Below are 18,789 nucleotides of genomic sequence, written 5' to 3'. Positions count from 1 at the left end.
CTGCGCGCCCCTCAACATCAAGCCTTGTTGTTGGCCAGGAATTTTTCCAGCCAGTGAATGTCGTAATTGCCCGCGATGATGTCCGGCTCCTTGAGGAGGCGCTGGAACAGGGGCAGGGTGGTCTTGACGCCGTCGACGACGAACTCGTCCACCGCACGGCCCAGTCGCTTGAGGCACTCTTCACGGGTGCGGCCATAGACGATGAGCTTGCCGATCAGCGAGTCGTAATAGGGCGGGATCTTGTAGCCCTGATAGACAGCCGAATCGACGCGGACGCCAACGCCACCAGCAGGGTGGTAGAAGGTGATCGTGCCTGGCGAGGGCGCAAAGCTCTGCGGGTCCTCGGCATTGATGCGCACCTCGATGGCATGGCCAAAGAACTGCACCTTGTCCTGCGACATGGAGAGCTCTTCGCCGGAAGCGACGCGGATCTGCTCATAGACGATGTCGATGCCGGTGATGCGCTCCGTGACCGGGTGCTCCACCTGCAGGCGCGTGTTCATTTCGATGAAATAGAACTCGCCGTTTTCGTACAGGAACTCGATGGTGCCGGCGCCTGAGTATTTCAGCTTGCGCATGGCGACGGCGCAGATCTCGCCGATCTCGTCACGCTCCTGCGGGCTGATCGTCGGCCCGCCAGCTTCTTCCCACACCTTCTGGTGGCGACGCTGCAGCGAGCAATCGCGTACGCCAAGGTGCACGGCATTGCCTTGTCCGTCGCCGAGGATCTGTACCTCGATATGGCGCGGCTTGCCGAGGTATTTTTCCATATAGACGCTGTCGTTGCCGAAAGCCGCCTTGGCTTCGGAACGCGCAGTTGACCAGGCAACCAGCAGTTCGGACTCCGACTGCGCGACCTTCATGCCGCGACCACCGCCACCAGCCGTGGCCTTGATCAGCACGGGGTAGCCGATGTCCTTGGCGGTCTTGAGCGCCTGCTGTTCGGTCTCGACCGCGCCAGCAGACCCCGGGACAACGGGAATGCCAAGCTCTACCGCCGTCTTCTTGGCAGTAATCTTGTCACCCATGATCTCGATGTGGTGAGCAGACGGGCCGATGAAGGTGATGTTGTGCTCACCAAGGATCTTGGCGAAGCGGGCATTTTCGGACAGGAACCCATAGCCCGGATGGACGGCATCAGCCCCGGTGATCTCACAGGCTGCGAGGATCGAGGGGATGTTCAGGTAGCTGTCCTTGGCCGAGTTGGGGCCAATGCACACACTCTCATCGGCGAGGCGCACATGCATGGCATTGGCGTCGGCCGTCGAGTGCACAGCCACGGTCTGGATGCCGAGTTCCTTGCAGGCGCGCAGGATGCGCAGGGCAATTTCGCCGCGATTGGCGATCAGGACTTTCTGGAACACGCGAAAGTCTCCTTACTCGATGACGACGAGCGGCTCGCCATATTCGACCGGCTGGGCGTCTTCGACCAGGATGCGGGTAACCGTGCCGGAGCGATGCGCCGGAATCTGGTTCATGGTCTTCATCGCCTCAATGATGAGGACGGTCTGACCCTCGGACACCTTGGTGCCGACTTCCACAAAGGTCGGCTTGCCCGGCTCCGGCGAGCGGTAGGCGGTGCCAACCATGGGGGAGGTGAGGGTGCCCGGATTGGAGGCAAGGTCTTCCTTGGCGGCTGGGGCCGCTGCAGGGATCGTCGAGACCGGGGCAGCAGCGGCAGGGGCTGCCTGTGGCGCTGCCATATACTGCATCGGCTGCGCATAGGTCGGAGCCTCAACAGGATAGGAGCGCGTTACGCGGACCCGGAAATCCTCCTGCTCGATTTCGATCTCGGCAAGGTTTTCCTTGTTGAGCAGTTCGGCGATGGCGCGGATCAGGTCCTGATCCACCTGAGATGACTTGGTCATTCTTATCGGTCTCCCGGCTTCGTCGTCGAAGCGTTATGCGAGTTTTTCGGCCAAAGCATGGAGCGCCAGCTTATATCCAAGCGTCCCAAAGCCGCAAATGACGCCGAACGCTACCGCCGACACGTAGGAATGGTGTCGGAAGGACTCGCGCTGGTGAATGTTGCTGATGTGAACTTCAGCCACCGGTAGTGCCACTGCCTTGAGGGCATCGTGAATGGCAACCGATGTATGCGAATAGGCGCCGGGATTGATCAGGATGCCATCGGCAGTGCCGAGTCCCTCCTGGATCCACGTCACCAATTCACCTTCGAAGTTCGATTGGCGGCAATCGACGGTCAGGCCCCACTCTTCGGCTGCGCTCCGACAGAGCGCCTCCACATCGGCCAGGGTCTGCGCCCCGTAGATTCCGGGCTCGCGCTTGCCGAGCATGTTGAGGTTCGGGCCGTTGAGGACGAGAACGTGCTTTGCCATGGTCTTTTCGTTGTGCACCGGCTATTTCCGGCGGTGCAAGGGCGGTTACACGAAATGCACTGAGAATGCGAGCCCGATCACGCCGACCGGCACCCGCTCGGCTCAACTGCAGACTGTTTCCCCGCATTCCCGCATATTTGCGATGCGTTCACGCAGGCCTTCGACGCCGATGGCGCCGGGAATGATCTCGTTTCCGATGATGTAGGTCGGTGTACCGGTGATTCCGAGCGCCTGGGCGATCTCATACGATGTCTGAATGGACTTGGCGACGCGCTCGTCGCCCATCTGAATTTCGAGACTGACCGGGCTCAGCCCGATTTCCTGCGCAGCAGCGAGCGCCACTGATTTGTCGACTTTGCCGCGGGCGCTGAACAGGGCCTCGTGAAACTGCCAGTAGTCCGCGTCTGTTTCCCCCACGAGTACGGCGACGCGGGCAGCATCGATCGACTCGTTGGAGAGGATTGGGAATTCCTTCAGGATCACCCTGAGATTGGGATCTTCTGCGAGCAGCGTCGCCAGATCGGGCACGGCCGTGCGGCAATAACCGCAGTTATAGTCGAAAAACTCGACCAGAGTGACATCGCCGTCGGGATTTCCGACCACCACCTGGCCAGGAGCGTTGAAGATCTGGTCCTGCATCGATGCGATGGCGGTCTGTGCCCGCGATTGTTCCTCGACCCGAAGCGTGTCCTCGAGCGCGACGGACATCCGCTGCAGGAGCTTGGGATCGCTGAGCAGGAACTTTTCAATCATGGGATTGAGAATGGCCGGGTCGATATCGGCGATGACGGGAGTAGTCGTTTCCGCCACGGCCGCCGCCTGCGCCGAGCGAGCAGCCAGCACTTCGTCGACAATGGCGCGCACAGCCGCGGTGTCTGTCTGTGGCTTGGGCTGGTTCAGCACCGAGTATCCGAGTGCGCCTCCGACGACGCCGAGGGCTGCAACAAGAACGAGAGTGACGCGGCTCATGGGGATTCGGGACTCCGGCAGATTGTCCCAAAGCTTCTAGCAGACTTGTGGCAGGCATTGCGACCCATGGGCGATGCCGCGCAGCGGGCTGGGTCAATTGTTGTTGAGATGCTCCGCCGGGTTGGGTAGTCCAGAGGCGCACACGGAGCAGCCCAATGACCGATCTTGCGCCAGACGCGCTGATGCCATTCCTCGCCATGGATATTTTGAAGCGCGCCCGCGCTCTGGAAGCGCAGGGGCGAAGCATCTGCCATCTCGAGGTAGGGGAGCCCGGCCAGCCACCTGCGCCGCGTGTTCTCGAGGCAGTGGCCAAGGCGCTGCCCCACCCCCAGGGCTATACCAACGCCAAGGGCACTACCGAGCTCCGCGAGGGTCTGTCGCGCTATTACCAGGATCAGCACGGCGTCTCGGTGGATCCGGAATTGATTCTTGCGACAATGGGTTCGTCGGCCGGCTTCATTCTTGCCTTTCACACTGCGTTCAAGCCAGGGGCACGTATTGCGATCACGCGGCCCGGCTATCCGGCCTATGTGAATACTCTGCTCGGCCTCGGATTTGCGATTTCGGAAATTCCGGTCTCAGCCGAAAACGGCTGGCATCTGACCGGTGGTGACATCGCCAAAGCCTACGCACGGCAGCCCTTTGAAGGCCTGCTTTTCGCCAGCCCCGCAAATCCCACGGGCGCCTCGGTCGACCGGGATGGCCTGGCAGATATTGTGGCAACCTGCGCGCGGCTGGGCATTACCTTCATCTCGGACGAAATCTATCATGGCCTCGATTATCGAGGGCCCTCTGTCAGCGCGCTCGAACTGACGCGCGATGCCATCGTCATCAACAGTTTCTCGAAATATTACTGCATGACCGGCTGGCGCATTGGCTGGATGGTGCTGCCGGAGGCGCTGATCCGGCGCGCCGAAGTCCTGCAGCAGAACCTCTTTATTTCGGCGCCAACCCTCAGCCAGATCGCCGCGACAGTGGCTCTCGGCGAGCGGGACTACGCCGAGGAGCAGAAGGCAAGCTACGCCCGGAACCGCGCACTGCTCACTGCAGGTCTGCGCGAGCTCGGGTTTGACCTTCCCTCGGCGGGCGATGGAGCATTTTACGCCTACGCCGGAATATCCAGATTTTCCAATGACTCAGTAGCTTTTTGTGAATCGATGCTGGAGGTGGCTGGTGTTGCCGCTACGCCTGGGCTCGACTTCGATCGAACCGCGGGCGACAGCTTTGTCCGGTTCTCATATGCAGGAAAGACAGAGACAATCGAATTGTCGCTGGAGAGAATGCAGCGGATGCTGAAGTAAATCTTAGAAATAGTATTGAACTATAGATGTAATTATTAAGGGGCTGCGCGTAATTTTTTGGCGTTGTTTTAGGAGCGCCATGCATGTCCCCGACGGGCGGTCCCCTCAGGACGTTGTCTCGTTGCCAGGCACTGGTTGTTGCGCATGGCGAGCAGCATATTCAGATGATGCTGGGGTTGTGCCGCAGTGTTGGATTTACCAATGCTGCCGACATGACCAAGGTGGGGTTGGGCACCGTAGCTCCCGGGACAATCTCTTATGTCCTCGTCCACTATGAGATGGGCGATGAGGCAAAAAAGAAGCTGATCGACGCCATCAGGCGCGCCCAGATTGGCGATATCCGCTTCGCGCCCATAATCCTTTTCTTGCCCGACGGACCGTATGAGGAGGTCCTGAAGTATGTCGAGATGGGCTTCGACGATGTGGTCTGCCTTCCCGAGAAACGGAACGTACTCTTCGCGCGGCTGGAGCAGCAGCTCATCAGCGAGCAGATCTATATCGAGACGCCCACCTATATTGGCCCGGACAGGCGGCGAATGGAATTGCCCGGGACAGTTCACCCCGACCGCACGGGTACACACCAGTTTGGCAAGATCGTTATCAAACGCATTCCTGGAGACGGCGTGAAGGTGATCTCACGCCAGCACTTTATCCGTGGACGATAAGCGGATGGCAGGAACAAAAAGGGCGGCCCGAGGGCCGCCCTTTGTTTTTAACCTAGTCCGAGGCGGCGCTGCCACCAACCGACCTTTTTCTTCTTGTCCGGCTCATCGCCGCCGGCTTCCTCTTCCGCCTCGGGAGCCGCGCTGGACGAAACCACGACGCCCTCGGGCGGCAGTTCCTTTTTGGCGCGACGCGGACGAGCTTCGGTCGGCGCGTCAGCAACAGGCTCTGCTGAAGCAGGCGCCGGCTCGGCCTTTACGTCTTCAACGACTGCGGCGGCTGCTTCCGTCGGCGCCGTCACCTCGGCTGGTGTCGCGGCGTCAGCGGCGACTTCTGCCTTTGGCTTGCGAGTCCGAGGCTTGCGCTTCGGCTTTTCGGCCGGGGCCTCCTCGGCAGGGGGTGCTGCGTCAGCTTGTACAGCCACCGTTTCGGCAGCAGCTTCCGCAGCCGCCTCTGCCTTTGGCTTGCGGGTCCGAGGCTTGCGCTTCGGCTTTTCGGCCGGGGCCTCCTCGGCAGCGGGTGCTGCGGCCTCAGAGCTTTCCGCGACAGGAGCAGGCTCAGGCGTGGCGGCTACGGCTTCGATGGCCGGGCTCACTTCTGCACTGGTCTCAACTTCTGCGACAGGCGCTGGAGCAGAGGCCTCGACAGCTGCAGCTGCAGCTGCAGCCGCGGCAGGAGCACGGGTCTCCTCGACGCCGTTGTTCTCGTCCTGATCGCGGCGATTGCGACGGCCACCACGGCGGCCACGACGACGGCGGCGGCGGGTTTCGCCGTCTGCGTCGGCTGCAGAGGCGGTGTCTTCCGCTTCTTCGCCCTCTTCATCGGAAGCTTCGGTTTCGGTGTCGGAAACAGCCTCGACCGCGACCTGGGGTGCGCGCTCTTCGGTGCGCTCACCATTGCCGCCACGACGGCGGCGACGACGGCGGCGGCGGCCGGAGCCTTCTCCTTCGCCGTTCTCGGCGGCGCTGGGACGCTCTTCGGTCTCTGCGACGTCCTCGTCGGTTTCGACCTCTTCCTCTTCAGCATCGCCTTCGATGATGGCACTGTCGACACGCACGTGGCTGGCTGCGCGCTGATCGGCATAGGAGGCAACGCGGGTCTCACCCTTCTCGATAGAGAACTGGTGGCCAGTCAGCTTGCTGTCCGCCGTGATGGTGATCGACAGACCATTGCGAGACTCGAGCGCGGTGAGGGTGTCGCGCTTGAAATTGAGGATATAGAGCGCGACGTCGGTCGGCACGCGAACATTGATCGACTGGCCCTGCTTGCGCAGGACGTGGTCCTCGATGTGGCGCATGATCATCAGTGCCAGCGACTCGGTAGAGCGCACGAGGCCAGTGCCGTCGCAGATCGGGCACTTGTGGGTCGAGCTTTCCACGACACCGAAGCGGATTCGCTGGCGGCTCATTTCCATCAGTCCAAAATGGCTGATGCGGCCAACCTGGATGCGCGCGCGGTCGTCCTTGAGGCATTCCTTGAGCTTGCGCTCAACGGCCCGGTTGGAGCGGTTCTCCATCATGTCGATGAAGTCGATGACGATCAGGCCGGCCAGATCGCGCAGCCGCAGCTGGCGAGCGACTTCGTCCGCTGCTTCCAGATTGGTCTGGAGCGCAGTGTCTTCGATATTGTGCTCCTTGGTGGAGCGCCCCGAGTTCACGTCGATAGAGACGAGAGCTTCAGTGGGGTTGATGACGATGTAACCGCCGGAGGGCAGGGTGACCACTGGCGAGAACATCTGGTCCAGCTGGGCCTCGATGCCATACTTGGAGAACAGTGGCTGCTCTTCGACGTAGAGCTTCACGTTCTTCGAGTGGGACGGCATGATCATCTTCATGAAGTCCTTGGCCTCGCGGAAGGCGTTGTCGCCCGCCACCAGAACTTCATCGATGTCCTTGTTGTAGAGGTCGCGGATGGTCCGCTTGATGAGCGAGCCTTCCTCGTAGACGAGGCATGGCGCCTGGCTCTGGAGCGTCAGCGTACGAACGCTCTCCCAGAGGCGCATCAGATATTCAAAGTCGCGCTTGACTTCGGCCTTGGTGCGCGAGGCACCGGCCGTGCGCAGGATCACGCCCATGCCTTGCGGCACTTCCAGATCAGCAGTGATTTCCTTGAGGCGCTTGCGGTCGGCCGCATTGGTGATCTTGCGCGAGATGCCGCCGCCACGGGCGGTGTTTGGCATCAGCACGGAATAGCGGCCCGCCAGCGACAGATAGGTGGTGAGAGCTGCGCCTTTGTTGCCGCGCTCTTCCTTAACCACCTGCACCAGCATGACCTGGCGGCGCTTGACGACTTCCTGGATCTTGTACTGGTGACGACGCTGCTGGCTCGAGCGACGACGCTCGGGAACTTCCTCAAGGGCATCCGCACCGCCGATGGATTCGACAGGCTCGGAATTGGCCGGGGCCTGTTCGATATGGCTGTGCTCTTCGCCGTCATGCGAGTCAGTGTCGGCATCAGCTGCAGAATCGGCACTGGCGTCCGGGGCAGGGGCCTGGTCGGTTTCGCCCTGGGCCTCGTCTTCTGTCTCTTCATGCTCCTCTTCGAGCAGAAGCGCTTCGCGGTCAGCGACGGGGATCTGGTAATAGTCTGGGTGGATTTCGCTGAAGGCGAGAAATCCGTGGCGATTGCCGCCATATTCGACGAAAGCCGCCTGCAGGGACGGTTCTACTCGCGTCACCTTTGCGAGGTAAATATTACCCCGCAACTGGCGGCGGGTCGCCGATTCAAAGTCGAATTCCTCAAGCCGGTTACCGGCGGTAACGACAATCCGTGTTTCTTCCGGGTGGATGGCATCCACCAGCATTCTTTTGGTCGCCATAGTGAGCTCCGCGCACCCGCGCGCCGACAAGGGGCTGCCGGAAGTCCGGCACACCTGAAATGGCGCATTGCGGGGCGAATGGGTTGAATGAAGTAGGGCGCGAACCTCTCACGTTTCGCGCTCCGGTAGTCTTGGTCATGGCCAGAAAATGAGGCGATACAAAACGGCAATCGGACATTTCGATCGCGTCGCGCTTTGTTCGCCTGTGGGCCATATGACCTCTTCCTTATGGATGGCAGGCCGCGCGGGCGTGCCACCGTCCGGCTCGGGGGGAGCCGAAATTCAGCGAAGGCGCGAAAATGCCGCTTTCATTCCGGGCCGCATGCATCGAGTGCACGCTGGTCCAGCCGGGTTCGCAGCGGCGCGACACGGACTTACCGTCGTCGCTGGCGCTCGCGAAACTCCTGCGCCTTCTCCTTTAGCGTGTAGGGATGTTGCGCCAGATTGGCAACAGGAAAGTCAAAAACCCGGCCCCATACCCGCTTTGTGAGCCCGGTTCTTTGATTGATGACCCAAATCATCGCATAAGGCGGACAATGCCGCAGAATCGCCCGATGCTCGTGCCATGCGGCGATAGAGTTTTTAGGGGCCCGAACCAGACTTGATTTTGCGCGTCCTCATATCCGCCTTCGCCGCCATCCTTTCGTTCATGGCACTTCTATCCCCAGCGCTCTCCCAGGAGAGTGCCGCCCCCGTTGCGCTACCAAATGTCATTGATCTGCGCATGACAGCGACCGAAGATCGGGCGCGTCTTGTGATTGATCTGGCGGCGCGGACGGAGTTCTCATTTGTATCCATGAGCGAACCCGACCGCCTGGCGGTCGATGTGCGCGCCGGCACCTTCTCGGTTCCGCAGCCGTCGGCGGACAGCGATTCCGGCTCTCTGGTGACGTCCTACGTGATTGAGCAGGTGGCTGGAGACCGGGTGCGGACCACGCTCAGCCTTGCCGGACCGGCTCAGGTGCAGCAGGCTTACGTGCTTGACGCATTCAACGACCAGCCGGCACGCCTCGTCGTCGACATCATCCCGGCAGATGCCGAAATCTTTGCGGCCAACGTCGAACGTGACCGGCTCGTGTCGGACGCTGCGGCTGCAAAAATCGCCGAATCGACGCCCGCGGGGGGCTCTGAACTGCCGATTGGCAGTCGTCCTCTTGTGGTGATCGATCCTGGCCACGGTGGCATCGACAGCGGTGCCGAAGCTCCGAACGGCGTGCGGGAAAAAGACATCGTCCTCGCCTTCTCGCTGCGCCTGCAGGAATTGCTGGTTGAGTCGGGGCGCTTCGATGTGGCCCTGACCCGTGAGAGCGACGTCTACCTCCGGCTCGAAGAGCGTGTGGCGATGGCGCGGACGAACAAGGCTGATCTCTTCATTGCCATCCACGCCGACAGTTTCCAGCAGCCGGAAATTCGCGGCGCCAGTGTTTATACGCGTGACGAGAACGCCACCGATGTGCTCGACAAGGTGCTGGCAGATACCGAGAACAAGTCCGACGTGATCGCTGGCTTCTCCATGCCGCAGATGGCTCCAGAGGTCGTGGATATCCTTCTGGATCTGATGCGACGGGAAATGCGCGTACAGTCTTTTCTTGCCGCCCAGGCCATCGTCCACCAGTTGGAGCCAAGCGTCGCGCTGCGTCGTTTCCCGGTTCGCCAGGCTGACTTCTTCGTGCTGCAGGCACCGGACATTCCATCGGTACTGGTGGAGCTCGGCTTCCTGTCCAACGCCAGCGACATAGCAAATCTGACGAGATCGGAATGGCGCGATCGAACTGCGGAGGCTATTGCACGGGGTATATCGAGCTATTTCGACAGCCTCGAAAAACCGGAATAATGCCGGTAAAGCGACCCGGTCGATGAAATTCCTCGGCCAAACCTGTTATTATGCGAACCCCTCGCTGATGAGTTGGGGCTTGATTTGCGCGGCATGGAGTACCTGAGGCGATGTTTCGACTGCTCGGCTGGCTATTTGGCTTCGGCATGTTTGTGGCGCTGGGTGGCGTTGCTGTCGCTGCTGTGTATCTGGCTGGCGTCACCGCGCAGCTGCCGGATTATACCGTCCTCAAGGACTACCAGCCGCCGGTAACGACGCGCGTGCACGCGGCTGACGGGACCCTGCTGGCCGAATACGCGCGCGAGCGCCGCCTTTTCCAGCCGATGGAGACTGTGCCGCCGCTCGTCGTCGAAGCGTTCCTCTCAGCGGAGGACAAGGATTTCTACACGCACGGCGGTATCGCCTTTGACGGTATCGTCCGCGCCTTGCGCGACAATCTCCTCGCTCGCATGGATGGCAACAGTGCCATTCAGGGTGGCGGTTCGAGCATTACCCAGCAGGTCGCCAAGAACTTCCTGCTCACCTCCGAGCAGACCTGGGACCGCAAGATCCAGGAAGCCATTCTCGCTATCCGCATCGAGTCGACCTTCACCAAGGATCGGATTCTCGAGCTCTATCTCAACGAGATTTTTCTCGGTCTCAATTCCTATGGCGTCGCGGCAGCGGCCCTCAATTACTTCGACAAGGCCCTCTATCAACTGACGCTGAGCGAAGCCGCCTATATCGCGGCGCTGCCCAAGGGCCCGAACAACTACCATCCTTTCCGCCGCCCGCAGGCCGCTATCGAGCGCCGCAATTGGGTCATCGATCGAATGGTGGAAAATGGCTATGTCACGCCACAGGATGCCGCTGCAGCCAAGGATGAGCCCCTCAACGTCATCCCACGCGCCTCGGGCAGCCAAGTCTATGTGGCCGAGTATTTCACCGAGGAAGTCCGTCGCGAACTGGCCAAGCTCTATGGCGAGGACCAGCTTTATGGCGGCGGCCTGTCGGTGCGCACCACGCTTGAGCCGCGCCTGCAGGAATATGCCCGCCGGGCACTGATGGATGGCCTGATCGCCTACGACCATACCCGGGGCTTCCGGGCGCCAGTCGCCAGCATCGAACTTGGCGAAGACTGGGGCCTCGATGTCGCGAAAATCCGCCCGCTGAGCGACGTGCCGGAATGGCAGCTCGCGGTCGTGCTTGAGGTCGGCAACAACCAGGCTCGAATTGGCCTGCGCCCAGATAATGACGTGGATGGCGCAATCGGCCCGGACCGCGTTGAGGGCACATTGTCCGGTCCCGAAATTCGCTGGGTTTCCAAGCCGGTACAGGACATTCTTGCTGTTGGTGATGTTGTCTATGTCTCGCCAGTCGCGGGCAAGGACGGCATCTACACACTTGAGCAAGTCCCTGAGATTGAGGGCTCGCTGGTTGCCATGGATCCGCGGACCGGCCGTGTGCTGGCCATGGTCGGCGGTTTCTCCTTTGCAGAATCCGAATTCAACCGGGCTACCCAAGCGCTGCGTCAGCCGGGCTCGTCTTTCAAGCCGATCGTCTATGCCGCAGCTCTCGACAATGGCTATACGCCGGCATCCGTGGTGCTGGATGCCCCCGTCGAAATCCGCAACGGCGACGGCTCCATCTGGCGTCCGGAAAACTATGCGCAGGAATTCTACGGCCCGCAGACGCTGCGCCGCGGGATCGAACGTAGCCGTAACGTCATGACAGTCCGTCTGGCCCGCGACATCGGCATGCCGCTGATTGCGGAATATGCCCGCATGTTTGGCATCTACGATACCATGCAGCCTGTGCTTGCCATGTCGCTGGGGGCCGGTGAAACGACAAACATGCGCATGACGTCTGCTTATGCCACCATCGCCAATGGTGGCCGGAAGATCGTGCCGACGCTCATCGACCGTATTCAGGATCGCTATGGCGCGACCGTCTATCGTCACGACAATCGTTTGTGCGACGGTTGTTCCGCTGCCGACTGGCATGGTCAGGGCGAGCCGCGCATCGTTGACAATCGCGAGCAGGTGCTCGATCCGATGACGGCCTACCAGATCACCTCGATGATGGAAGGCGTTGTGCAGCGCGGTACCGGCACTGCAGCACGCGCGCTCAATCGCCCTGTGGCCGGCAAGACCGGCACGACCAACGACTATAAGGATGCCTGGTTTGTCGGCTTCACGCCCGAACTCGCCGTTGGCATCTATGTTGGCTTCGACCAGCCGCGTTCCATGGGCTCGTCCTCCACCGGCGGCGGCATGGTTGTGCCCATCTTCACCAATTTCATGGCCAAGGCACTGGCAGGTCGTCCCCCTACGCCTTTCAATGTCCCGCCGGGCATGACCACGGCTTGGATCAACCCGAACTCGGGTGCGAAGGCATTTGAGGGTGAGGCGTCGATCAAGGAAGCGTTCAAGCCCGGCACCGGGCCGAACCAGCTGACCTCGGTCATCGGCATCGACGTCAATGCCTATGATGCAGCTGCGCGCCAGCAGAACATGCAGCAGCAGTACAATAGCGGAATCACCCAGCCCAGCGGCGGCAATGGCACCTTTATGGATCCCACCGTGCGCCGCAGGACGCTATTCTAGCGCCAAGCCCTTAGGCTCTCGGCAGGAGCGCCAACGAAACCCGCGGGGGCGCAATTCGCGGTTCACGCGGGCAGTGTGGCTCGAGAGCTTTGAGACAGGATGGCCGGCAGAGGAAAGCCGGCCTGCGGCCCGATTGCAGTCATCGCTCGATGACCGGCAAAAGCTGCCAGCTGACATTTATTGCACTGTGCTATGGAAAAAAATGGTGCCCCCCGCCGGAGCCAAAGCAACTGCCTGCCTAACTATATCAGTACGTTAGCGACATCCGAAGGCCGGTCAATAGGCAAAACTGGTCTACGCTTTGGTCTACGGCCTATTGTTGCTCGGGAACGGACCAAGTAAACACACTGGACATTCCTACCCCACCCCTGCGAGTGCCACCCCCACCCACTGCGATACCGTATACGGCTCTCGCCTAATTTTGGGCGTAGCAGGTTGTAAACTACCTCATCACCATTGATTTGCATCGCCTTTACAAAATGGCGAGACGAGGGGGGCGAGGGTACACATGCGTAATATACGTACCGGTAATGCATGGAGGTTGTGATTTAGGATATGATTCCACCTGTTAGGTCAGGTTAGTCTCTTAAGTCCTCATCAAGTGAGACCGACTCTAAATGATCGAGCTCGTCCAAACTATTCCAAGTGAGGATTTGGTCGGCGATTAGGTCATGCAACTGATGGAGGCGTTCGGAATTTCTCGGCGTATGCCCTGACCCCAGCCTCCACCCATTAGCCTTCCACTCGTGATAGCGCCCTCTTCCGAAGGTGTCCTTTAAGTACGCTGATTTGCACCAGATGATCACGGGCACCTGCAGACCCTGCTGCTTCAGCCAAGTCAGTGATGCGATCACACCCCTTAGCTCAAGCTGTTCTTCTGACACTTGATCTTTGAAGTCTGACATCTCGAATTTCGTCAGTTCACCACTCCCATTCATCACGCCAATTGCTGCGATCCACTCACCAGGGCCGCCAGGCTGGGGGCAATGCACCGATATCCTGATCTCTGCACCCAGGGGGCGCGGATCAATGTTGAGTCGCTGTTGCGCCACTTCAGTGAAACTGCATTCGGTATTAATCAAGGCGCTTCTCCGTTTGGTTAAATGCCGGCCATAACGCCCCTATTGCCATTACCCGAAAAATAGCGCAAGTGCAAAGCTAAGTTGAAGCGCCGTCAGCGACAAAAACCCACCCTTAGAGTACTAATATGCATCTTGTAGATGCACATAAATTGGAATTAGATACTTGCAACTTAAGTTTTTATATAATTCGCATCTTCTAACTTTGCCTTCGTTAAGGTGGATATTAAAATGAACATAGCTACTGAGGTTCAGGATAAAAATCTTATCCACGATGGCTGTGACAACCAGTCTGTCTACGTGCAAAGAGATTTCTCCAATTCACGTCCTTTAGACGTCCACACGTGGTCTGAGCACCTAGAGGTTCACGCGCTAATCGCGGACCTGTGGGCAGACTATTTTGCGGTCGAGTTTGATAACGCAGGTCGCCCCGGCAGGCGTGCTGCTGGCTCACCTATTCGTCAATTTCGGGTGCTGGTTCTGGACCTCTATCTAGCCTGGAAGTCCGACCCCGGCATGAGCATCGGCGTTGGCATGTCGAACCGATTTTATCGGAGTGGCAGTCGATACAACGCCTTGCACATCTCTTCTGTAATGATCAAGCTTGTGCATCGCGCCCATGAGGTGGGCTTAATCGGCCTTCACCTGGGCACCGAATATGCTGGGCGCACCACGCGGATTTGGGCTGCACCTCAATTGGTGGAGAGGTTTGCCCGTGCTAGGTTCGGTGTGTTCGACATCGCACCGTACAGCGAACGAGAAAGCATAATCCTCAGCAGGGGTGATCGTGAGCGCTGGGAAGAGTATGACGACAATGATTGGACCCATGCAATGCGGGCCACGATGTCATCCTACAACGCATTGATCGATCAGACATTCATTGACATCCCAACCCTCGACCTTCCCATCATCACCCGAGCACAAGAAAATACGGGCAGGGCCACTCAGGTCAGGATCGATCAGAACAACAAATTTTCTCGTCGCGTGTTTTACCGTGGTAGTTGGGAACTTGGCGGCAGGGTACATGGCGGATTTTGGCAGCAGCTGCCCGAGCCTTATCGGGCGAGCCTATGGATAAATGACTTACCTGTCATAGAAGACGACTACTCCGGACTTCACATTGCTCTTCTCTATGGGATGGAAGGTAGGCCGCTGGTCGGCGATCCCTACAGCTTGGGCATATCCACGGCATATCCGCCAGAGGCGCTTCGCGGCTGGATTAAGCAACTCGTGCTGGTAGCTATCAATGCGGGAACAGAAGCCTCTGCCTTCAAGGCGTTCCGGCAGAAACAAGCGCCAGGCTCTCCGGCCAAACGATTTACTGATAGGATGCTTGGGGAGCTATTGGAGGCTTTTAAGAGCCAGCACAAGGCGATTTCGCAGTACATGTGCTCGGATGAAGGCGTGCGCCTCATGGCCATAGATGGCCGGATCACAGCTCGGATCATCGAACGTTTTTCACCGAAGAGCAGGTGCCGGTGCTGACGGTATTCGATAGTTATATCATCGACGTGATGCATGCCGCCGAACTTAGGTCGGCTATGCGACGGGCGATCGACGCTGAAGTGCCTGGAGCGTCTACAAATATCGACCGAACGGGAAAGGCCTACAAGACCATAATCAGAACCCAGGACGACGACACCCCTGAGCGTATAAGGCAGTCAAGCCTGCACCGGATGGGAGGGGCGATGTCGCAAGGATATCAAGCCAGACGGACCGAGTTTATGGCATCGCGGCCTACCCGAACACTTCGGGCAGGAACGCGTACCGCATAGGGTGCTAGCGCAGATGCAGCAAATCTAATCAGCCTGGGGTGAACAGCGACGTGCCAGTTCTATTAATTCATCGGCAGCCTTCCTGTTTGGGCTCAACGGCAGCTCAATGTCTAGGGCTTTGAGCAAGGCCTCCCTCCGTTTATTACTGTGCGACAGTGAGCCCCAAAATTGCTCCGCCTCTGAGAAGCGCAACGTCAAGTCCCATGCGCCGTTCATGTCATTGCGACTAAGGTTCATCTCATAAACCTGAGCAGTTGCGGTGAGGCGCCCAAGTTCAAGTTGAAGGATTTGATCGTCCCAAGGTAGCGAGCCAAGCTCAGTCACAGTAGTCAGATTTCTGCTATCGCTTACCACTGTGACATAGGCAAACCGAAAGCCATAGTCGGCGTCCTGATCACAGCCCAAGACATGGGTTACCCCCTCTCCGAAGCACTCATCAGGCGAGCAGGTTGAGTAGGCGAGTTGATGACGGTGACTATCTCCCGACAACTCTGTCCAGTACTCATTCGCTAACGACGGCACGCTTTGAGAGGCAAATGCCAAGCCGAACAGAACCGATAGTTGTAGGCGCTTGAGCAATTCGTTATGACCTTTGAAATTCCGTACTCACCCATCTTGTTCTCTGCTTCGATGCAGATCAAGACATAAGGAAAATGATCCAGATTGATTGGCGTGTCGGCTTCTTCGAAGAGCTTTAACGCGTACGGATGACGCCTCACAATGAACGATCGCCTTCAGACGATCTTCATGACGCTTCAGAAATCTCGATCCGGTAGAGCTTTTTCAGCCGATCCCAGTCGACGTCGATTCCTCGACTTTTGAGCTGGCCCGTCCGCTGCGTGAGGAGAGTGTGCGCCAACACCCATCTTTCCGCGTGGGAAGCATGGTGTATACAGCGATGGCAGTTCGGGCACAGAGCGACAATGTTTTCCGGAACATCGATGCTGTGCGGATGGTTGGCTTGATCGTGCATAGGGATGAGGTGGTGAGCTTCGACGAAGTTCTCTCCGGACGCTTGGCATTTAAATGTCATGTGTTCGGGCGCGACCTCACACGAGAATTTTGCATTACGGATCGCGACGGCCGCCATGGAAGCATTCCGCCTCCAACCAGCCGATGCCGACACCTGCTTTTTTTCTGGGCGATCCACTGGCCCGGGCGGTGGAGCTATGGGTGAGGCGCCTTCCCCAGCAATCTCGTTGGCTGCGTTCTGGAATTCTTGGTTGTTTAGAACCAATGGCCCCAACAAGTGAACGAGCCTTTCGTATGCGGTCAATAGCTCCACAAAGTCCTTTGCCATTTCCAGAAAGTCGTCTGTTGCGGGGTAGTACTTGCTGAAAATCGAGCCAGCCTGGTATCCCTTCGGTCTTGAGTTTTTCGACCCGAGGTTTATGGCTCCCCGTGAAAAGCCAGTCGGAAGCTCAATTGAAGAAGCCATTTCTGCCGCGGCGATCGACGTTCGAGCCTGCGCAATTTCGTCGTCGGAGTATGTATCGAAATACTGTTGATAGCCCTGGTTTAGAGTGAGATAGACACCGCTCATGTCAGGCTTAAACAACAGGACGATAAAGTAGCCTCGCTGAACTGAATCAGAGACCATCAGCCGTCGGCATGCGACCCAAGGCACCTCTGCAAAGGTGAAGTTGTTCTGTCCAAGATCGCCTACAAACTTATAGGCATCAGCACCGACCTTTGAGTGAGAGACTGCTAGCGTTTTTAGCGCGGCAGGCAGTTCTTTGCGTATGGAGAGCATGGCCTTGTTTTTGCCCGGCTTCACTTGATTGGCTTTGCGCTCGCCCTTTTTGTTCTTCCCGTAGGCTAGAGCGATGTAGTTCTCCAGCACGTTGTTGATTAATTCCGCAATTGTCATAAGGAAGCGCTTGTACTCTCTTCAAAGAAAATAACTTAAGAATCGCTTGTGCCAACCAATTCCACCGAGCGCGATCTGCAACAAGTTGCTGTGCGTTTGGTGTTAAGTTGATTAACGTAAAATTCAATACCAAGTGCCGCAATTGACCTTGCGAGATCAATTTGTGCCTCAAGACTGCAGGGCTTTTTGGCTTTTGAACCCCTGGTGTTGCGGTGCGCAACCAGTAAAATTGCACCCCGTCTAGTGCATGCCCCGCCATATGGTTGGGGGCGGTCCTGCATGTCGCTTAGGCAACCCGGTCACCATGTCGAGTACGACGCCGGAAGAGGGCGCTATCACGAGTGGAAGGCTAATGGGTGGAGGCTGGGGTCAGGGCATACGCCGAGAAATTCCGAACGCCTCCATCAGTTGCATGACCTAATCGCCGACCAAATCCTCACTTGGAATAGTTTGGACGAGCTCGATCATTTAGAGTCGGTCTCACTTGATGAGGACTTAAGAGACTAACCTGACCTAACAGGTGGAATCATATCCTAAATCACAACCTCCATGCATTACCGGTACGTATATTACGCATGTGTACCCTCGCCCCCCTCGTCTCGCCATTTTGTAAAGGCGATGGAAATCAATGGTGATGAGGTAGTTTACAACCTGCTACGCCCAAAATTAGGCGAGAGCCGTATACGGTATCGCAGTGGGTGGGGGTGGCACTCGCAGGGGTGGGGTAGGAATGTCCAGTGTGTTTACTTGGTCCGTTCCCGAGCAACAATAGGCCGTAGACCAAAGCGTAGACCAGTTTTGCCTATTGACCGGCCTTCGGATGTCGCTAACGTACTGATATAGTTAGGCAGGCAGTTGCTTTGGCTCCGGCGGGGGGCACCATTTTCCCTTTCCCCACCTATTTAAGCAACTGATCTGTCTACAAAACCTGTCACGTGCAGCTTTTGGGGTAGACCAAACTATCTGAGCTCAACGGGCTGATAGGCCGGATCAAATAGCTTTTCTTCGCCCCAGTAGCTATCTAAGAATGTGGCATCCGCTAGGATAATAGTGTCCAGGATAGCTCGACTAGGGTCCGACCCAGTATCTTGCCCTATAATCGTAACAAACGTTACTGCTTGCGCGCCCGTTGGAGCCAGCCCATAGGTATTAAACAGCGCTATTTGTTCTCCCACAGGAAAAGCCATGTGCTCTTTATGTGCGTAGCCGTTTGATCCAAAGGTCTCACGAATCTCCGACAGCAGAGTAGAACCAAAATGGAATCCGGGGATGTCGGTTAGTCTTCCTGACTTGCTCCCGATCCAATTCATCTCGATGTATACAATGCTGTTGGCTTTTCGCAGCGCTGTAACAGATAGCTGATTTCCTGACGGCAGCTGATATTTTCTTACGATCAGTGGACCATCGATCTGCTCCGCTAAAACTTCTGCACCTAGCGCATCCGCCTGGTCTAGAGGATCACCGATGGCGAGGCCAGAGAGGTCGAAAGCGACACTCGATGACATGGTGGCTACGGCGAAGGCCGCAACCAAAAGGAACTTCTTCATGGCTACCTC

General features: G+C 58.2%; 14 protein-coding genes. 5 read left to right on the top strand and 9 right to left on the bottom strand.

Annotated features, from left to right (window positions below; all coding sequences use genetic code 11):
- Positions 1–17: 17 nt before the first annotated feature.
- From accC to NYQ88_RS12030, 4 genes are all read right to left on the bottom strand, one after another.
- Complete coding sequence (accC, locus tag NYQ88_RS12045) at positions 18–1,364, bottom strand: acetyl-CoA carboxylase biotin carboxylase subunit (protein WP_275651380.1); 1,347 nt, start codon at positions 1,362–1,364, stop codon at positions 18–20.
- A 12-nt stretch (positions 1,365–1,376) separates the two neighbouring features.
- The gene (gene accB, locus NYQ88_RS12040; protein WP_275651379.1) at positions 1,377–1,868 is read right to left on the bottom strand and encodes an acetyl-CoA carboxylase biotin carboxyl carrier protein; all 492 of its coding nucleotides are present in this window, start codon (positions 1,866–1,868) and stop codon (positions 1,377–1,379) included.
- Positions 1,869–1,901: 33 nt separating this feature from the next.
- A complete protein-coding gene (aroQ, locus tag NYQ88_RS12035) occupies positions 1,902–2,339 on the bottom strand; it encodes a type II 3-dehydroquinate dehydratase (protein ID WP_275651378.1) in 438 nt (145 codons plus the stop codon).
- Between the two features lie 102 nt (positions 2,340–2,441).
- Positions 2,442–3,308 carry a DsbA family protein gene (locus NYQ88_RS12030; RefSeq protein ID WP_275651377.1) on the bottom strand — a complete coding sequence of 289 codons (867 nt, stop codon included), beginning with the start codon at positions 3,306–3,308 and terminating at the stop codon, positions 2,442–2,444.
- A 155-nt stretch (positions 3,309–3,463) separates the two neighbouring features.
- On the opposite strand from NYQ88_RS12030, the gene NYQ88_RS12025 reads away from it, so the two are divergent.
- The gene (locus NYQ88_RS12025) at positions 3,464–4,609 is read left to right on the top strand and encodes an aminotransferase class I/II-fold pyridoxal phosphate-dependent enzyme (protein WP_275651376.1); all 1,146 of its coding nucleotides are present in this window, start codon (positions 3,464–3,466) and stop codon (positions 4,607–4,609) included.
- An 83-nt stretch (positions 4,610–4,692) separates the two neighbouring features.
- Complete coding sequence (locus tag NYQ88_RS12020) at positions 4,693–5,274, top strand: hypothetical protein (RefSeq protein ID WP_275651375.1); 582 nt, start codon at positions 4,693–4,695, stop codon at positions 5,272–5,274.
- Positions 5,275–5,321: 47 nt separating this feature from the next.
- Here the strand turns inward: NYQ88_RS12020 and NYQ88_RS12015 are convergent, their stop codons facing one another.
- The gene (locus NYQ88_RS12015; RefSeq protein ID WP_275651374.1) at positions 5,322–8,090 is read right to left on the bottom strand and encodes a ribonuclease E/G; all 2,769 of its coding nucleotides are present in this window, start codon (positions 8,088–8,090) and stop codon (positions 5,322–5,324) included.
- 649 nt (positions 8,091–8,739) lie between these two features.
- Between NYQ88_RS12015 and NYQ88_RS12010 the strand changes: the two genes are divergently transcribed.
- Both NYQ88_RS12010 and NYQ88_RS12005 read left to right on the top strand, forming a co-directional pair.
- A complete protein-coding gene (locus tag NYQ88_RS12010; protein ID WP_345774635.1) occupies positions 8,740–9,924 on the top strand; it encodes an N-acetylmuramoyl-L-alanine amidase in 1,185 nt (394 codons plus the stop codon).
- A gap of 110 nt (positions 9,925–10,034) precedes the next feature.
- Positions 10,035–12,509 (top strand): penicillin-binding protein 1A, encoded by a 2,475-nt coding sequence (locus NYQ88_RS12005; protein WP_275651372.1) that lies wholly within the window; start codon positions 10,035–10,037, stop codon positions 12,507–12,509.
- Between the two features lie 578 nt (positions 12,510–13,087).
- Here NYQ88_RS12005 and NYQ88_RS12000 read toward each other — a convergent pair.
- The gene (locus NYQ88_RS12000; protein ID WP_275651371.1) at positions 13,088–13,591 is read right to left on the bottom strand and encodes a hypothetical protein; all 504 of its coding nucleotides are present in this window, start codon (positions 13,589–13,591) and stop codon (positions 13,088–13,090) included.
- A gap of 228 nt (positions 13,592–13,819) precedes the next feature.
- On the opposite strand from NYQ88_RS12000, the gene NYQ88_RS11995 reads away from it, so the two are divergent.
- Entirely contained in the window at positions 13,820–15,073 is a 1,254-nt protein-coding gene (locus NYQ88_RS11995; RefSeq protein ID WP_275651370.1) for a hypothetical protein, read from the top strand.
- Between the two features lie 314 nt (positions 15,074–15,387).
- Here the strand turns inward: NYQ88_RS11995 and NYQ88_RS11990 are convergent, their stop codons facing one another.
- The 3 genes from NYQ88_RS11990 to NYQ88_RS11980 all read right to left on the bottom strand — a co-directional run bounded on the left by NYQ88_RS11990 (position 15,388) and on the right by NYQ88_RS11980 (position 18,780).
- The gene (locus tag NYQ88_RS11990; RefSeq protein ID WP_275651369.1) at positions 15,388–15,942 is read right to left on the bottom strand and encodes a hypothetical protein; all 555 of its coding nucleotides are present in this window, start codon (positions 15,940–15,942) and stop codon (positions 15,388–15,390) included.
- A 166-nt stretch (positions 15,943–16,108) separates the two neighbouring features.
- Positions 16,109–17,233, bottom strand: a complete 1,125-nt coding sequence (locus tag NYQ88_RS11985; protein WP_275651368.1) for a DUF3578 domain-containing protein — start codon at positions 17,231–17,233, stop codon at positions 16,109–16,111.
- A 959-nt stretch (positions 17,234–18,192) separates the two neighbouring features.
- Complete coding sequence (locus NYQ88_RS11980; RefSeq protein WP_275651367.1) at positions 18,193–18,780, bottom strand: hypothetical protein; 588 nt, start codon at positions 18,778–18,780, stop codon at positions 18,193–18,195.
- Positions 18,781–18,789 lie beyond the last annotated feature (9 nt).

Source organism: Devosia sp. SD17-2, from assembly GCF_029201565.1.
Taxonomy (GTDB): domain Bacteria; phylum Pseudomonadota; class Alphaproteobacteria; order Rhizobiales; family Devosiaceae; genus Devosia.
Note: the sequence above shows the minus strand (reverse complement) of the source record. Positions and strands in the feature narration are given on the sequence as shown.

Excerpts from the sequence above, each read along its gene's own strand:
- accB (WP_275651379.1), bottom strand. The coding sequence starts at position 1,868 with ATGACCAAGTCATCTCAGGTGGATCAGGACCTGATCCGCGCCATCGCC.
- aroQ (WP_275651378.1), bottom strand. The coding sequence starts at position 2,339 with ATGGCAAAGCACGTTCTCGTCCTCAACGGCCCGAACCTCAACATGCTC.
- NYQ88_RS12030 (WP_275651377.1), bottom strand. The coding sequence starts at position 3,308 with ATGAGCCGCGTCACTCTCGTTCTTGTTGCAGCCCTCGGCGTCGTCGGA.
- NYQ88_RS12025 (WP_275651376.1), top strand. The coding sequence starts at position 3,464 with ATGACCGATCTTGCGCCAGACGCGCTGATGCCATTCCTCGCCATGGAT.
- NYQ88_RS12020 (WP_275651375.1), top strand. The coding sequence starts at position 4,693 with ATGTCCCCGACGGGCGGTCCCCTCAGGACGTTGTCTCGTTGCCAGGCA.
- NYQ88_RS12015 (WP_275651374.1), bottom strand. The coding sequence starts at position 8,090 with ATGGCGACCAAAAGAATGCTGGTGGATGCCATCCACCCGGAAGAAACA.
- NYQ88_RS12010 (WP_345774635.1), top strand. The coding sequence starts at position 8,740 with ATGGCACTTCTATCCCCAGCGCTCTCCCAGGAGAGTGCCGCCCCCGTT.
- NYQ88_RS12005 (WP_275651372.1), top strand. The coding sequence starts at position 10,035 with ATGTTTCGACTGCTCGGCTGGCTATTTGGCTTCGGCATGTTTGTGGCG.
- NYQ88_RS11995 (WP_275651370.1), top strand. The coding sequence starts at position 13,820 with ATGAACATAGCTACTGAGGTTCAGGATAAAAATCTTATCCACGATGGC.
- NYQ88_RS11985 (WP_275651368.1), bottom strand. The coding sequence starts at position 17,233 with ATGACAATTGCGGAATTAATCAACAACGTGCTGGAGAACTACATCGCT.
- NYQ88_RS11980 (WP_275651367.1), bottom strand. The coding sequence starts at position 18,780 with ATGAAGAAGTTCCTTTTGGTTGCGGCCTTCGCCGTAGCCACCATGTCA.